Raw genomic sequence first — 14,496 nt, forward strand, 5'->3', positions numbered from 1 at the left:
GCTACTGACGACGTAATTCGAAATATTCAATGGCATCTTTGGGTTGAATTGAGCGAGGTGCTGAAGCAGAACAGATAAATGGGGTGATCTGTTCAAGACAGACTTAGTCACCGGCAACTCGCCACAAGGCTTCGACCGTGCCAGTTGAATTTCGCGATCTACGTTGGGCGATTGCCGCATCTCAGCATCGAAGCCTCCGCCAAGCGGCAGAGGCGCTCAGAGTCAAGCAATCGACGCTGAGTCGTTGCCTGCGCAATCTCGAACACAAGGTTGGCAGCGCGCTCTTCGAGCGCACCACCGGCGGCACGCGACCGACCATCCAAGGTCAGGAATTCCTCGATGCTGCTCGACGTATAGTGGGCGATACGGAAGCATTGACGACTCGCCTCAAGATCCATTCGCGCGGCGAGAGCGGCCGATTGATCATCGGCATCCACGCTTCCCTCTCGGCCGGCAATCTGCGGGCCAGCCTCCTCGAGCACCGACTGCGTTTCCCCGATGTCGATCCGCATCTGGTCGACGGAGCGAGAGACAAACTGATCTCCGACCTCATCAACTCCGCCGTTGATATCGCTTTCCTGGCCGGGCCCAATCCAAGCTGGAGCGACAGGTCCTTGTTGGTCTGGAGCGAACGCGTCGTCCTCGCTCTGCCCGAGAACCATCCGCTGACAGCCCGTAATGTGGTCCATTGGGGTGAACTGAGGCGCGAAACACTGTTGTTGTCACAGCACGGCCCCGGACCGGAATTCCACAAGCTGCTTGTCAGCAGGATGGGAGGTTCCGATCCATGCCCGGTGCTTCGCCATGATGTGGCGCTCGACCGACTCCTTACCTTGGTCGGCGCCGGCTGGGGTGTCCTGCTGGCCTTGGAAGGCGCGACCGGTGCTACCTATCCAGGTGTCACCTTCCGAGAGGTCCACGATGCCGACGGGCCGACACGAATGAGCTTCCGCGCTTACTGGCGGCAGACCAACAGCAATCCATCGTTGCGTCCGTTCCTTGACCTGCTTCGCGAGCGCTATCCAGATCTCTCGGCCGAACCAGGATCTCGCCAGCTGAGCCATTGAGGTCGCTCTTGTGACCTAGCCACAGATGTAGGCAGCAAACGCAACCGCAGCTCGGCAAGCGTTGCCCTCCGAAGGCACGTGTCAAGCCGGCTGGTGCGAAAAGTGAGGAAGAAAGAGTATTGTACGGCAATGGCTTGCGAGGGCTGCGCGTTGGGGTTCACTCATACGCGAAATCCGCGTAAGCACTGCGTAAGCAGTTAGCACCCGTAGCTCAGCTGGATAGAGCGTCGCCCTCCGAAGGCGAAGGCCACACGTTCGAATCGTGTCGGGTGCGCCAACTCTCGCCTGAGAGATTGGACGTTTGCTGACGTCGCACCTTGCGGCGCGGCACCCCCCAGCTCATCGACCCCACGATCCGCGCCCCGTCGCGCGGGCTGCGATGGGGTTCGTGAACCTGGCAGGCAAGGTGGTCGGGGTCAACGATCACCCCGACTTCGATCAGTTGATCCCCCATCAGCGTCGCGATGACCTTCGGCTCCAACTTTCGCGCTCGACCACCCGGTGAACTCAAAGGGTGACCAACCGAACGTGATGCTGGGCTTCCCAGGCTAGCGCTGGGCCCTGGCGGTGAAGGCGGGCGTGATTTTTGCGCAGTTGCTCTGAGCTGTTACCCGACGCAGAATAGACGGTTTTGGACATCGACAGACTTTCAAAAGCGGGCGTCCGGTATTCAGGGACGTGTCGCATCTTCTCGATGCCCCTTTCGAAAGAACTGACGCGCGTTGCCGCGCATGATCCGGTCAATCAGGTCACGGGTGTCCTCAAGCGCGATCCAGCCTTCCGCGACCAGTTGCGAGAGCGCTTGCGCGATTCCGCGGCGCGCTACGAACGCATGACCATAGATCGGCTCCACAGCGACATAATCTCCGCCGAAGGTGAAAATCTTGTTGGACGGAACCGCCATCAGAAACTCCTTCAGAAAGCGAACGCCCGCCGCCGGATTGATGATCCATGCCCAGCACATGTCGATCGCGGCGTTAGGATAATGTTTGGCCAGCGCGATAAACTCATGCTCGTATGGGTAGCCGATATGCATCAGCACGAATCGGGTTTCGGGAAAATCCTGCAACAGGCGGCAGACATCTGCGGCGTTGCTGTGAGTACGAGCGAGTTGCATCACACCGTAGCCAGCCAAAACGCCGGTGTGTAGTTTAACCGGCAGGCCGCACTCGCCAGCCTTGCCGACGCAATAGCGAAACAGATAATCTTGTAGCGCCTTGAGGTCCTCAGGACCGAGGGGATGTAGTGCGCCGACTCTGTCGGCATGGTGAGGAAATAGCCTTGACGCAGTCGCTTTAGTGACTGGCTCGAAATCGAGAGCGCGCGAATACGCAATTTGCGATTTTACAGCCACGGCTCTGGCGCCATATGTTGCGAAATAGAAGTCGATGACCTCGAGCCACTCATCGAGTGTCGTCGGGCGCTTACCTGTCTCGGCTTCCACCCACGCGAAGTCAGCAGCACTACACCGGCAAAGTTGAAGGATGCTTATATCGTGATCGAGTAACCCCGGCTGCTCGGTCTCCATAAAGATGCGCTGTAGCGAATTGACCTGGCAGCCTTCGATGTTCGCCAGGCCTAGAATGTGTTTGTAAAATCCGGGCTTGACGGTCTCACGGTATTTCTCCGCGATGCGTGGCAGACTGTCGGCGGTCAGGTCGTCTTCGCCGTACACACCGCGAAACGTATGGCGTAGCGCCTGGGCGTAGCCGGTGTGGCGGATGCGGTCCCAATAGGGGGCGATCAACCGATATTTTTCCGGGCTCGCAAGTTCCGGCCCGAGAAACCTGCGTAAATCGGCTGCTGGCAGGCCAGCAACCACTAGATCCTCGGCAGCGTAGGACCTGAATAAATAAGCCCAGTCGTTGCATGGCAATGTTCGTGGATGGATCGCTCCGGAAAGGCGCTGACTTTCCTCAATCAAATGCTCGTGGGTATCCACGAACGGCGTCTCCTCGACCCATTGTGCGATTCGTCGATCGGAGTCCGTCATTGCCTCCCAGCCAATCGCAGCTCTACTCATTTTGGGCTCCTTCTAGGTAAAGACAGTCGCTTGCGTCCGCATTCGCGATCGCAGCAAGCGTTAGACCATGCTGTACATCTGGTGTTGGCCAGCGGCGGCCTTCAGGGCCGCGGCTGGCGAGATCAATTATTGACGACATCACTAGGATGGGCGACGCGCTCTTTAAGAGCGTCGGTCATTGGGAAACTGAGATTGATGTTCTTCGGCGGTATCGCAGCCATGAACCATTTGTCGTAGATCTTCGTGAACTCGCCGGAAGCCATGAGCTTAGAGAGAACGTCGTCGACCAACTTTTTGAAGTCGGGATCGTCCTTCGAGAACATCAGACCGTAATAATAAATGGTGCCATAGTTGGATTTCAGGAACGTGAGATCAGAAGGGTTAGAAGAATCCGCCTTCATACCAGCCAGGAGGATGTCGGCTTCGACCCACGCCGCTGCACGCCCGGTGGTCAGCAACAACAATGATTCCGCGTGGTCTTTGGCCTGCGCGATAGTAAGGTTGAGACCTTCATCCTGCGAAATGCCTTTGGCGATGCCGAGAGCATCAGACCCCTGTGTGACGACAATAGTCTTTCCATTCAAGTCTTTCGGCGTCTTGAGCCCGCTCGACACCTTTGTGAGCCAAGCGGTTTGGCTGGCGAAGGTTGAAACGCTGAATGAGACCTGTTCCAGACGTTGCTTGCTGCTGGCAGTACCTCCGCACTCGATATCGATCGTGCCGTTCTGGATAAGCGGAATACGGTTGGACGAGTTGACCGGCGTAAGCTTTATCTGAAGGTCCGGAGTGCCGAGATCAGCTTTCAGACGATCGACGACGTGCGCGCACAAGTCCAGGGAAAAGCCAACAGGCTTCTGGTCGGCGCCGAGATAGGAAAAGGGAATCGAAGCTTCCCGATAGCCAATGGTGATTGTCTTTTTCGATTTGATATTGTCGAGCGTTGGACCCGCCTGGGCCGAGGCGACCGCAAACACGGTGATCGCAGTCGCGGAAAGCAGTGCAAGCATTTTAGACATGGACATCCCTCTGATTCAGGTGAGACACGCTTTCTGCGCCTTATCGTCTTTTGGGGCGACGCGTGCGTTGCCGCGCGGCCCGGGTACGATCACGCCCGCCAGGAATTAACGACTTCCAACATTCGGCAGACGCCTTTAGTCCGCGAACCTCGGAAGCATAAGATCCGCTCATTTTCTGCACCGCACATGAACTGGGCAGCGCTCAACCATGGCTAAATGATAGGCCACGGGGGGACCCTAGTCCTCCGGTAATGTCACTTCGTGAGTGTATTTATTCCAAAAAATGATAATTACTAAACTTCCAGTGAAGCCAAATCCGAGGGACCTGCATCTTCTGAAACAACGGTTCGCAAAATCGATTTTTTATAATTCGAAATCCGCATCTTGTTTCGCGGGCTATGTTCGGATCACGTAGAGCGCGCCCAACTGGCGAGTTCGAGCGTCCTTCATCAACACGGACGAGGCGTTTGCACTGTGGCGCCGGTCAAGCCGTCGAGGTCGACATGAGTGGGGGCGCGCGTCCAGATCGAACCGGAAGTAAGCGGGCGATGCTTTCGATGATGCTGTCGGCGCTTCGCGGCATCAATTGATTGCACTACGCTCCCACCTCGAGGTGGGGACGATACAGCCGCTCGACTTTCGCAAGTCAATCTGCGCCCACACACACGTCGAAAAAGAACGGCCACCGCCTGCGCGGTGGCCTAGTCAGGGAGGAACTGCAAACGAATTGCGCTACGCAAGATGCCCATCAATTGTTATTTCGGCTGCATTCGGCGCCAAACGCTACCCACTCACACGCAAGTCACGCCCGCGGCTCGGTTGGGCTCTCCTAAAACTGCGGATCAGAATGATCTGGCGGGCGAACTTTCTCTAGATTTACCATCTCAACGTCAGCGGAGAACGCCGCTCTTCTTTGCTGTCCATGTCGAGAGATAGTCCATCAAGGGCGGCGACAAACAGTCATAAGGCTCCAGATTGACGGACCGGAGATCAGATCGAATGCCATCCATTTCTGAAGGATCTACCCCGCCTTCAATGATCGAAGAGACAAATGCGGCGAAGGTCGGCCGCGGCCAATCGCCGTCCTCGAACAATTCCGGATGGATGAATGAGAGGCCCTTGAAAGCGTGATCGCGCTCGACTGGACCATGCATATGAACTCCGCATTCTTTGCATGCGTGGCGTCGGATCAGTGCGCTCGGGTCGACGACGACAAGCTTGTCGCCATTCTCGATCACCGAAACCTGCTCGCTCGGCGCGACGGCAACGACGGAGAAGGCGGCGTTGTCCGGCTTCCAGCACTTGGTACAGCCGCAAGCGTGATTGTGCGCAATCGCGACTGACACCTTGACCTTCACCGGGCGCGTTTTGCAATGGCATGCGAGTATGCTTCCCGCAAATGAGGGACTTCCTGTGCGAGAGCCGCCGTCTTGAATCGCCGGATGCAATAGTCTTTTCGTCATACTTTCTCTCCTCGTAAAGCGTTATGGTCGCGATCAATAGACAATTACTGATCGGATAGATTTGCCCTCATGCATGAGATCGAAGGCAGTGTTTATCTTGTCGAGAGGCATCGTATGGGTGATCAGATCGTCGATCTTGATCTTGCCCTCCATGTACCAATCCACGATTCTCGGCACATCCGTGCGACCGCGCGCGCCCCCGAATGCAGTACCCTTCCACACGCGACCGGTGACGAGTTGGAATGGTCTGGTGGATATTTCCCTGCCAGCCTCCGCTACCCCGATGATGATTGATTCACCCCAACCACGATGACAACATTCGAGCGCCTGTCGCATGACATTCACATTGCCCGTGGCATCGAAGGAATAGTCGGCGCCCCCGTCCGTCAGATCCAGGATCGCCTGCACGACTTTGTCGCTACCGACCTCGGTCGGATTGATAAAATCCGTCATACCGAACTTCTTGGCCATCTCGACCTTGGCTGGATTGGTGTCGACGCCGACGATCCTGTCGGCGCCCACCATCCGCGCTCCTTGAATAACGTTCAGACCGATGCCGCCGAGGCCAAAGACCACTACGTTCGATCCCGGACGCACCTTCGCGGTGTAGATCACCGCACCGATTCCGGTCGTGACACCGCATCCGATGTAGCAAATCTTGTCGAAGGGAGCGTCTTCGCGAACCTTCGCCAGAGCGATTTCCGGCAACACCGTGAAATTTGAGAAGGTTGAGCACCCCATATAGTGGAAGACTTCGCCGGCGTCGCAAGAGAAGCGCGTTGTCTTGTCGGGCATCAGGCCTTGGCCTTGGGTGGCACGTATCGACGTGCACAGGTTGGAGCGCTGCGACAGGCAGGTCTTGCACTGGCGACATTCCGGCGTGTAGAGCGGAATGACGTGATCGCCGGGCCTCAACGAGGTCACGCCTTCGCCCACCTCGCGCACGATCCCCGCGCCCTCGTGGCCGAGGATCGCAGGAAATTTACCCTCGGAGTCGAGGCCTGACAGCGTGTAGGCATCGGTGTGACAAACTCCCGTCGCCTTGATCTCGACAAGCACCTCTCCTTGTCGCGGACCGCCGATTTCGATCGTTTCTATCGACAGCGGCTTCTTGGCTTCCCAGGCGACGGCTGCTCTGGATTTCATACATTTTCCTTCCAATGACAAATTCCGGCAGGACGACAATCAGCATTCGTCGCCCCTCGATTATTTTTCGATCAGTGATCGCGATCTATGATGCCACTCGCGTTCGCGTCGGCCTAGTAAGACGATGCGGGTCGGTCGTGTGGGCGATCAAATCCGGGGAAAGATCCGGCTCGTCGTCGAGTACCTCGCGAATTGTCTTGCCCGAGATGAGCACCTTTTTCGCCAGCTCAGCCGCACGCTCGTAGCCGATCGCTGGGGTGAGAGCCGTCGCGACCGCGGTGCTGGCCTCGAGGTGTCTCTGACACACTTGCACATTTGGCGTGATCCCGCTGACACACTTCGTGCGAAGCACCTCGATCGCATTCGTCAGGAGTTCGAGCGAGTGAAGAATATTGTACGCAATCACGGGCTCCATGACGTTTAATTGGAGCTGCCCGGCTTCGGCAGCAAGCGTGATCGTCAGATCATAGCCGATGATCTGGAATGCGACCTGATTGACGACTTCCGGCACCACCGGATTGACCTTGCCAGGCATGATTGACGAGCCGGGCTGAAGCGGCGGCAGATTGATTTCGTTTAGCCCTCCTCGCGGTCCACTAGAAAGCAATCTTAGGTCGTTGCAGATCTTCGACAACTTAGTCGCGGTTCGCTTGAGCATCCCGGAGAACAAAACGAAGGCTCCGGTATCCCAACATGCTTCGATCAGGTTGCCGGCGGCTACGAGGGGGAGACCCGAGATCTTGCAAAGCTCCGAGACGGCAAGCGCCTGATAGTCGGGGTTGGTATTGATGCCGGTACCGATCGCTGTGCCGCCAAGATTGATCTCCTGGAAGAATGCGGCGATCTCTCCGAGCCGAGAGACATCCTCGCGAAGTGTCGTCGCGAAGGCTTGGAATTCCTGCCCCAAGGTCATGGGGACGGCATCCTGCAATTGCGTTCGGCCGAGCTTTATGACTTCGCTGAAAGAGGCCGCCTTTTCCTCGAAGGCAATCGCGAGGCGTTCGAGCGCCGCCTTAAGCTCTCCATGGGACAGCAGGATCGCGAGCCGGATTGCCGTAGGATACAGCAGAGCGTTCGAGCACCGCGACCGGTGCCGCCGAGCAAACCACGGCACACGTAGAGTCCGTGGCTGCAGCAACCACAGAGTTATTCGCCTCGGGCTCTGAGATCGGACGGCAAGTGGCCCTCTCATCCGAGATCTCTCAACAGGCGGCACAAGAGGCGGAGCACGCAAGGGCTATCATGAACGGACTTGCCGACGCCGTCGGACGCATCGGCGAGGTGGTTCAATTGATCGAGGCAATTACGTCCCAAACTAATTTACTAGCCTTGAATGCGACGATCGAGGCTGCCAAGGCGGGAGAAACAGGCAAGGGCTTTGCCGTCGTCGCTGGAGAGGTCAAAGCACTCGCAAGTCAGACCAAGAACGCCACACAAGAGATCGCCACACAAATCGTGGCGGTTCAGACCGAGACGGACGCCGCCGTAGGCGCCATCCGGCGGATATTCGACGTTATCAATCGCGTTGGCGAAACGACTACATCTATCGTCAGCATTCTCGACGAGCAAAATGCCGCCATCGGGGATATCAGTCGCAGCGCCGAATCTGCTGCTGCCGGAGCGCGCGCGGTAGCCGGGCACGTACTCGAAGTGTCCGGCGACGCGGCGACGAGCCGCGGAGCGGCCGATGACGTCGTCCGCACGGTTCAGGACCTGATGGATCGGAATCGTGCCCTCGGCCAAGCAATTACGACCTTTGTCAGCGAGATGCGCCAAGCCGCGCCTTAGCCAGCTTGATGTCCACTAGCGAACTTGTTGCGCACGAGCCGTGTCACGTTGATATCTGGGGCAAGTACGCGTCTTCCCTGAGACCTCAGTATCGATCTGGCTCATTCTCAATAATCGGATCAAAATGTCCGCCATGGACTGAACGAAGTGGGAGTCGCCAGGTTTTAGCCCTCACGCATAAATAGCCAGAACTCTCCGTACAACCTTATGGCTCCGCCGACCGTGCCCGTTGAATTTCGAGATCTGCGCTGGGCGATCGTCGTGTCGCAGCATCGGAGCCTCCGCCAAGCGGCAGAGGCACTCAGAATTAAGCAGCCGACGCTTAGTCGTCGTCTGCGAGACCTCGAATACAGGGTGGGTATCACTCTGTTCAAGCGCACAAACGGCGGCACTCGACCCACCATTGAGGGGCAGGAATTCCTCGATGCTACCCGGCGCTTCATGGAAGAGGCGGAAGCAATCACGGTTCGTGTCAAGACCCGCTCGCGTGGCGAGAGTGGTCGGTTAACCATCGGCATCCATACATCCCTCTCAGCCGGCAATCTTCGGGCCACGCTCCTCGACTATCAGCAGCGCTTCCCCGATGTCGATCGACAACTGGTTGACGGAGCGAGCGAGCAACTGATCTCGGATCTCGCGAGCTCGGCTATTGACGTCGCCTTTGTAGCCGAGCCCACTCCAAGATGGAGCGGCAAGTCATTGTTGCTCTGGAGCGAGCGTGTCGTCGTCGCCCTCCCTGCGAACCATCCGCTGACAGGCCGTGAGGTGGTTTACTGGGGCGAACTGAGGCGTGAACGGCTTTTGACGTCACAGCGTGGTCCGGGACCGGAATTCGTGAAGCTCCTCAACATCAAATTGGGAGCTTCCGATCCTTGCCCGCTGGTTCGCCACGATGTGGTGCTCGACCGGCTTCTCTCCCTGGTCGGCGTGGACTGGGGCATTCTCCTGGTATTGGAAAGTGCCACCGGCGCAGTCTATCCGGGTGTCACCTTCCGTGAGGTGCATGATGCCGAGGGACCCACCCGGCTGAGCTTGCGCGCTTATTGGCGGCAGGACAATGGCAATCCATCGCTGCGTCCGTTGCTTGACTTGCTTCGCGAGCGCTATCCGGATCTCTCTGCCGCCTCAGGAACGGACTGAGCAGCACCTCGTCGTGCCTTTGCGAACGCGCGGTCAGTTGCCATGAAACGCTCGATCATCGGCGCGATCAATTTCGCCGGCTCGGTCGGTGTCGTCGCGCCTTCGCTACGCGTTAAAATCTCCGCGTAGCTTTTGAGATCCCTGAAGACCGCTGCCGGCAACTCGATCGTGAGCTTGACCGGCTTGTCATCTTCAAGCGGCCCAAGCTTGAGCTTGGTCATGGCGTTCCTCCCTTTCCGTACGGAGCCAATACCAAATCCCGCGTGACGATGACCCGCACCGGGAAACCTGGCCGGATGGTCAGTGTCGGCTGGATGTTGAGCTGGCGCTGGACGATCTGCTGACCGGTCTGGCTGATGCTGTTGGACGCGCCACTGCGGATCGCCTGAACAAGGTTGTTCTCGTTCTGGCTCGTGCCCGCCTCGGCTCCGACGCTGAGCATGGTCGAGAGGACGGCGGCCTTGAACAGCATGCCCCAGTGGTTGTCGACCTCGTCCTCGAGCCCGGCATAACCGCCGGTGTCGGCACCAGGCTGGCGCTCCAGCACGATCGAGTTGCCGTCCGGCATGATGATCCGAGTCCAGACCAGGAGGATTCGGCTCTGGCCGAACGCGACAGAGCTGTCGTACTGGCCTATCAGCTTCGCGCCCTGGGGGATCAGGAGATATTTGCCAGATGGGCTATCCCAGACCGCCTCCGTGATCTGAGCCGTGACTTGGCCCGGCAGATCGGAACGAATGCCCGTGATGAGCGCAGCCGGAATCACGGTGCCGGCCTGCACGACGTAAGGTGAGGCCTTGGCCTCGAGCCGGTCCCCACTGACCGTGCGCTTGTCGGTCGCCGCATTAAGGAACGCCGTCTTGCGGTCCTGCATGTTCTGGGCCGATCCGGCATCGACGGGCGGTGTCGTCGCGGTGCCGGTGGAAGCAGGCGGGACGAGTTGGGCGACGCTCTGCGGTTGCTGAGCGGTTTGGGCGAAGAGGCGGCTGACCCGCGCCGCGTCGACTTCCTGGGATCTGCGTTGCGTTTCTGGATCAGACGCCGTTCCGGGGATCACGGTGTTCGGTGCGGCACCAGCATTGAGGATCGGCTTGCCGAGATCGCCCGGCAGCGGAGGCCCGAGCGGCGGCGCCTGGCGTGGCAGGCCGGTGTAGTCCTTCGGCAAACCGGCGAGGCCCTCGGCCGAAGGCCTGTTCTGGGTGCTGAGCAACTCCTGGCCGGTCTGCGCCTTGTTGCCGGTCTGCAGGGCATAGCCGAGCGCGCCCGCGACTGCGAGGGCGGACACCGCGCCGAGGCCGATCAGGACCTTGCGCGAGAGCCGTGTGACACGGGGCCGTTCGCCTCGGAGCCGCAGGTCCGGCGGCGCGACAGGCGGGATGTCGCTCTGATGTTCGTCTTCGCTGCCTATCGCCATGCGCGCGGCCTTCCGTCGGTGCGGACGATGCGGACGCGCCGCTCGCTGTCCTTGTCGCCCAGACGCAATTCGGCGGCGGCGAACAGGCGGTCGACAATGTAGTAATTGCGGTTCGCGCGGTAGTTCACGAGTTCAGAGCCGCCGGCCGGACCGATGACGAACAGAGGCGGCATTTCGCCCTGGACGATCCCGCTCGGAAACTCGATGTAGACCTTGTTCCCGTCGTCGAACGCGCGCAGCGGTCGCCAGGCCGGATCATCGCCCTCGATCGCGTAGCGGAAGTTGATCGAGGCGAGATCGACGCCGGCCGCGATGGGCGCTGCGGTTTCAGCGGCCGCATTCTGCCGCCGGAGTGCAATCAGCTGGTCCTCGGGATACTGCCAGGAGACTGACGCCATGTAGGTCTTCTCCGTCGAGCGCAGCTCGAGGAGGTAGGTCCGCCGGTCGGTGTTGATCACGAGATTGGTGACCAATTCCGGCCGCGTCGGCTTGACCAGGATATGGATCTTCCTGGTCGCGCCCGCCCCGCTCTCAGTATCGCCGATGATCCAGCGCACGGTGTCGCCGGCGGCGACCGGACCGGAGCCGACGAGCTGCTCGCCATCCTGGAGGGCGACGTCGGTGATCTGACCCGGCGCCGTATAGACCTGGTAAAGGGCTCCGCCGGAGAACGGATAGACCTGCACCGCGTTGATGAATCCGTTGCGGACCGGCTGCACCCGTGCCGCGGCGTTGGCTTGTTTGACGCGAACCTTCGGGTCAGCCGCTTCCGGGACGCGCTTGCCGGCGGCAAGCGGTTTCAACTGGCCGGGCAGCGGCAGGGGTTTTGGCAACTCAACGATCTGAACGGGTGCCGGGGGATCGGCGGTGAGCGTTGCCGGCTCCGCAGTGTCGTAGTTGATGTCGGGCGGAATGAAATTGTGCGCGCAACCGCCAAGCACTGACGTGACCATCAGCAAGGCTGCCAGGGAGGGTTTACGGAAAGACGTATCCCTGTCTTTCCGGCTTTGCTGAACTGTAGAGAAACGCGAAGCCGGACCGCCGGCTCCAAAGAAAATCGGCGGGGTCATTGTCCCAGCTCCTTTGACCAGTTGATAGCGTTGACGTAGATGCCGAGTGGATTCTTGCGCAGCCGATCGGCATCTGCGGGCGGGTGAATCGCGATGGTGAGGATTGCCGTCCAACGTGAGGTGCCGGCGAGCGCCCCGTCCTGAAAGCGGTGCTCGACCCAGGCGATACGAAAACTGTCGGGCGAGGCGCGGATGACGCTGGAGACGTCGATTGAGACCTGCTGCTTGCCGAGATTGGCGAAGGGGTCGTTGGCGCGGGCGTAATCGTTCAGCGCCGCCGCGCCTGCGGTCGTCGTGAAATCATAAGCCTGCAGCCAGTTGTGCCGCACGATGATCGGGTCAGCCGGGAGCGAGCGCACGATCTGGATGAAGTGGGCGAGATACCAGGCAATCTGCGGGTCGTTTGGTCTAAAGTCGGCGGTGGCCGGCGCCACGACTTGCGCCTCGCCGAGCTTGTCGACCTGCACCACCCAGGGAACGACTGTGCCGTGGGTGGATTGCCAGACGAGCCCGCCTGCGAGGCCGGAAGCGAGGATCAGCGAACCGAAGGCCATCAGCCGCCAGTTCCTGGCCTGCACGCGGGCTGAGCCGATGCGCTCGTCCCAGACTTGCGCTGCGCGTTGGTAAGGAGTTTCGGGTTCGGGTGTGCGGCCGTAGCGGACCGATGATCGGCGGAAGATCGACACTTGCTATTCTCCTTGCGAGAGATCGACGGAGTGACCGCCACCATGGCTGTCGCCGGATTTGAGGGCTTGCGCGGCTGTCTGAGCTCCGTGAATCACGGTCTGATTGCGCTTGACGCGCCGGGCCCAGGCGGGCGGAGCGCTTTCGCTCGCCGCTTGAGATGCGGCTTCATCGTTTGCGGCCTCGCCACTCGAAATGGTCCCCATCGTCGAGGAGCCACCGGTGTTGGCGACACCGGCCCGGGCGCCTGAGGCGAATCTCTCCCGCATGGCCCCGGCTGCTTGCGAAGCGGCGCGTCTGACGGGAGCTGCGGCGCTACTTGCCGCCGCGCGGCCCGCGCCACCGAGACCGGACGCGACGCCGCCAGCGCCGGACCGACCGGCCGAGGCGAGGCTGTAGGCGGAGGACATGCCGCCCGCCATCGCCGCACCACCACGCGCGGCCGCAGCTGAACCTGAGGCCGCGGCCATCGCTCCCCTTCCGGCCAAACCGAGCGCCGCGCCGCCGACCATCGCTGTGCCGGCAACAGCGAGGCCGGTGCCGACGGCGGCGCCCGCGCCGAGCTGCGGCGCTCCCGACACAAGCCCGGTGGCGATGCCGGGCCCGAAGATGCCGAGACCGAGCATGGCGAGCGCCGCCAGCACGACGGAGAGCGCCTGCTCGATGGTCGGCTGGCCGCCGCCATAGGCGGACGTGAACTGGGAGAAGAGCCCGGTGCCGATGCCGACGATGACGGCGAGCACCATGACCTTCACGCCGGAGGCAACGACGTTGCCCAGCACCTTCTCCGCAAGGAAGGCGGTCTTGTTGAAGAGGGCAAAGGGAATAAGGATAAAACCGGCGAGCGTCGTCAGCTTGAACTCGATCAGCGTGACGAACAGCTGCACCGCCAGAATGAAGAAGGCGATCAGCACCAAGAGCCAGGACACCATCAGAACGGCAATCTGGACAAAGTTCGCAAAGAAGCTGGTGAAGCCCATCATCTGGCTTGCTGCATCGAGCAGCGGCTGCCCGGCGTCGAGCCCGACCTGCGCGAGCTTGCCGGGTCGCAAAAAATCCGCTTGCGAGATCGAGGAGCCGCCGGCCTTCAGGCCGAGGCCGGCGAAGCTATTGAAAATGATCGCTGAGAGCTTGTTGAAGTTGGTGATGATGAAGGCAAAGAAACCGATGTAGAGGGTCTTCTTCACCAGCCGTTGGAGGATGTCTTCATCTGCGCCCCAGGCCCAGAACAGGCCGGCCAAGGTGATGTCGATGACGATCAACGTCGACGAGAGATACGTCACCTCGCCTTTGACCAGACCGAAGCCTGAATCAATGTAGGTCGTGAACGTATTGAGGAAGGTATCGATAACGCCGACGTTGTTCAACGCTTCTCTCCCTGCGTGGTGCTCGTCGTCGGCGGTGTGGCCGGCGCGGCTTGCGGCAGAAGTGGCCGCGCCGGCCTGCCGAAGAAGCGCGCGCGGTTCTCCTTCCAAACCGCCTGGCAGTGCGGATCTTCGGCATCCTGGGGTCCGAGCTCAGCGCAGCGGAGCAGCTCGGCCGAGAGGTTATCGGGAGTGGAGGCAGAGGGGGCGTCGGATACGGGCCGCTCAGCCGGACGCCGATGGATGACGTGCAGCGTGGCGAGGAAAATCACAAACACGACGATCATCGCGCCTGCGCGAAGGATATCCGAGCGCTCCATG

At 60.1% G+C, this 14,496-nt stretch carries 13 protein-coding genes, 1 tRNA gene and 1 pseudogene; 4 read left to right on the plus strand and 11 right to left on the minus strand.

The window, feature by feature from the left end; genetic code table 11:
• Positions 1-137: 137 nt before the first annotated feature.
• Positions 138-1,067 (plus strand): LysR family transcriptional regulator, encoded by a 930-nt coding sequence (locus JQ617_RS15285; RefSeq protein ID WP_212027041.1) that lies wholly within the window; start codon positions 138-140, stop codon positions 1,065-1,067.
• A 200-nt stretch (positions 1,068-1,267) separates the two neighbouring features.
• Positions 1,268-1,344, plus strand: a tRNA-Arg gene (locus JQ617_RS15290).
• A gap of 393 nt (positions 1,345-1,737) precedes the next feature.
• Here the strand turns inward: JQ617_RS15290 and JQ617_RS15295 are convergent.
• The 5 genes and pseudogenes from JQ617_RS15295 to JQ617_RS15315 form a co-directional block, all read right to left on the minus strand.
• Positions 1,738-3,090 (minus strand): amidohydrolase family protein, encoded by a 1,353-nt coding sequence (locus JQ617_RS15295; protein ID WP_212027042.1) that lies wholly within the window; start codon positions 3,088-3,090, stop codon positions 1,738-1,740.
• Between the two features lie 122 nt (positions 3,091-3,212).
• A complete protein-coding gene (locus JQ617_RS15300; protein WP_212027043.1) occupies positions 3,213-4,106 on the minus strand; it encodes an amino acid ABC transporter substrate-binding protein in 894 nt (297 codons plus the stop codon).
• A gap of 890 nt (positions 4,107-4,996) precedes the next feature.
• Entirely contained in the window at positions 4,997-5,569 is a 573-nt protein-coding gene (gene gfa / locus JQ617_RS15305; protein ID WP_212027044.1) for an S-(hydroxymethyl)glutathione synthase, read from the minus strand.
• Positions 5,570-5,602: 33 nt separating this feature from the next.
• Entirely contained in the window at positions 5,603-6,715 is a 1,113-nt protein-coding gene (locus tag JQ617_RS15310) for an S-(hydroxymethyl)glutathione dehydrogenase/class III alcohol dehydrogenase (protein ID WP_212027045.1), read from the minus strand.
• 85 nt (positions 6,716-6,800) lie between these two features.
• Positions 6,801-7,781: pseudogene (locus JQ617_RS15315) on the minus strand (lyase family protein); the annotation flags it as partial.
• Positions 7,782-7,894: 113 nt separating this feature from the next.
• On the opposite strand from JQ617_RS15315, the gene JQ617_RS15320 reads away from it, so the two are divergent.
• Both JQ617_RS15320 and JQ617_RS15325 read left to right on the plus strand, forming a co-directional pair.
• On the plus strand, positions 7,895-8,503 hold the full coding sequence (locus JQ617_RS15320; RefSeq protein ID WP_349630627.1) for a methyl-accepting chemotaxis protein: 609 nt from the start codon (positions 7,895-7,897) through the stop codon (positions 8,501-8,503).
• A 207-nt stretch (positions 8,504-8,710) separates the two neighbouring features.
• Positions 8,711-9,643 (plus strand): LysR family transcriptional regulator, encoded by a 933-nt coding sequence (locus JQ617_RS15325; protein ID WP_249157126.1) that lies wholly within the window; start codon positions 8,711-8,713, stop codon positions 9,641-9,643.
• Here the strand turns inward: JQ617_RS15325 and JQ617_RS15330 are convergent.
• Genes JQ617_RS15330 through trbK-alt form a run of 6 tightly spaced genes read right to left on the minus strand, consistent with a single transcriptional unit; the run spans position 9,607 to position 14,495 of the window.
• Positions 9,607-9,864 carry a DUF2274 domain-containing protein gene (locus JQ617_RS15330; RefSeq protein WP_212027047.1) on the minus strand — a complete coding sequence of 86 codons (258 nt, stop codon included), beginning with the start codon at positions 9,862-9,864 and terminating at the stop codon, positions 9,607-9,609. The two genes, JQ617_RS15325 and JQ617_RS15330, sit on opposite strands and share 37 nt — an antisense overlap.
• A complete protein-coding gene (locus JQ617_RS15335) occupies positions 9,861-11,057 on the minus strand; it encodes a TraB/TrbI/VirB10 family type IV secretion system protein (RefSeq protein WP_212027048.1) in 1,197 nt (398 codons plus the stop codon). Before JQ617_RS15335 ends, JQ617_RS15330 begins: the two co-directional genes overlap by 4 nt.
• On the minus strand, positions 11,048-12,127 hold the full coding sequence (trbG, locus tag JQ617_RS15340; RefSeq protein WP_212027433.1) for a P-type conjugative transfer protein TrbG: 1,080 nt from the start codon (positions 12,125-12,127) through the stop codon (positions 11,048-11,050). The genes JQ617_RS15335 and trbG overlap by 10 nt, the downstream gene beginning before the upstream one ends.
• Positions 12,124-12,807 carry a conjugal transfer protein TrbF gene (gene trbF / locus JQ617_RS15345; protein ID WP_212027434.1) on the minus strand — a complete coding sequence of 228 codons (684 nt, stop codon included), beginning with the start codon at positions 12,805-12,807 and terminating at the stop codon, positions 12,124-12,126. Before trbF ends, trbG begins: the two co-directional genes overlap by 4 nt.
• 9 nt (positions 12,808-12,816) lie before the next feature.
• A complete protein-coding gene (gene trbL / locus JQ617_RS15350; protein WP_212027049.1) occupies positions 12,817-14,178 on the minus strand; it encodes a P-type conjugative transfer protein TrbL in 1,362 nt (453 codons plus the stop codon).
• Entirely contained in the window at positions 14,175-14,495 is a 321-nt protein-coding gene (trbK-alt, locus tag JQ617_RS15355) for a putative entry exclusion protein TrbK-alt (RefSeq protein ID WP_212027050.1), read from the minus strand. Before trbK-alt ends, trbL begins: the two co-directional genes overlap by 4 nt.
• Between the last annotated feature and the right edge of the window lies 1 nt (position 14,496).

This window comes from Bradyrhizobium sp. KB893862 SZCCT0404, from assembly GCF_018130885.1.
Taxonomy (GTDB): Bacteria; Pseudomonadota; Alphaproteobacteria; order Rhizobiales; family Xanthobacteraceae; genus Bradyrhizobium; species Bradyrhizobium stylosanthis.

Bases quoted from the DNA above. Each gene is read 5' to 3' on its own strand.
- JQ617_RS15295 (WP_212027042.1), bottom strand. From the start codon at position 3,090: ATGAGTAGAGCTGCGATTGGCTGGGAGGCAATGACGGACTCCGATCGA.
- JQ617_RS15300 (WP_212027043.1), bottom strand. From the start codon at position 4,106: ATGTCTAAAATGCTTGCACTGCTTTCCGCGACTGCGATCACCGTGTTT.
- gfa (WP_212027044.1), bottom strand. From the start codon at position 5,569: ATGACGAAAAGACTATTGCATCCGGCGATTCAAGACGGCGGCTCTCGC.
- JQ617_RS15310 (WP_212027045.1), bottom strand. From the start codon at position 6,715: ATGAAATCCAGAGCAGCCGTCGCCTGGGAAGCCAAGAAGCCGCTGTCG.
- JQ617_RS15325 (WP_249157126.1), top strand. From the start codon at position 8,711: ATGGCTCCGCCGACCGTGCCCGTTGAATTTCGAGATCTGCGCTGGGCG.
- JQ617_RS15330 (WP_212027047.1), bottom strand. From the start codon at position 9,864: ATGACCAAGCTCAAGCTTGGGCCGCTTGAAGATGACAAGCCGGTCAAG.
- JQ617_RS15335 (WP_212027048.1), bottom strand. From the start codon at position 11,057: ATGGCGATAGGCAGCGAAGACGAACATCAGAGCGACATCCCGCCTGTC.
- trbG (WP_212027433.1), bottom strand. From the start codon at position 12,127: ATGACCCCGCCGATTTTCTTTGGAGCCGGCGGTCCGGCTTCGCGTTTC.
- trbK-alt (WP_212027050.1), bottom strand. From the start codon at position 14,495: ATGGAGCGCTCGGATATCCTTCGCGCAGGCGCGATGATCGTCGTGTTT.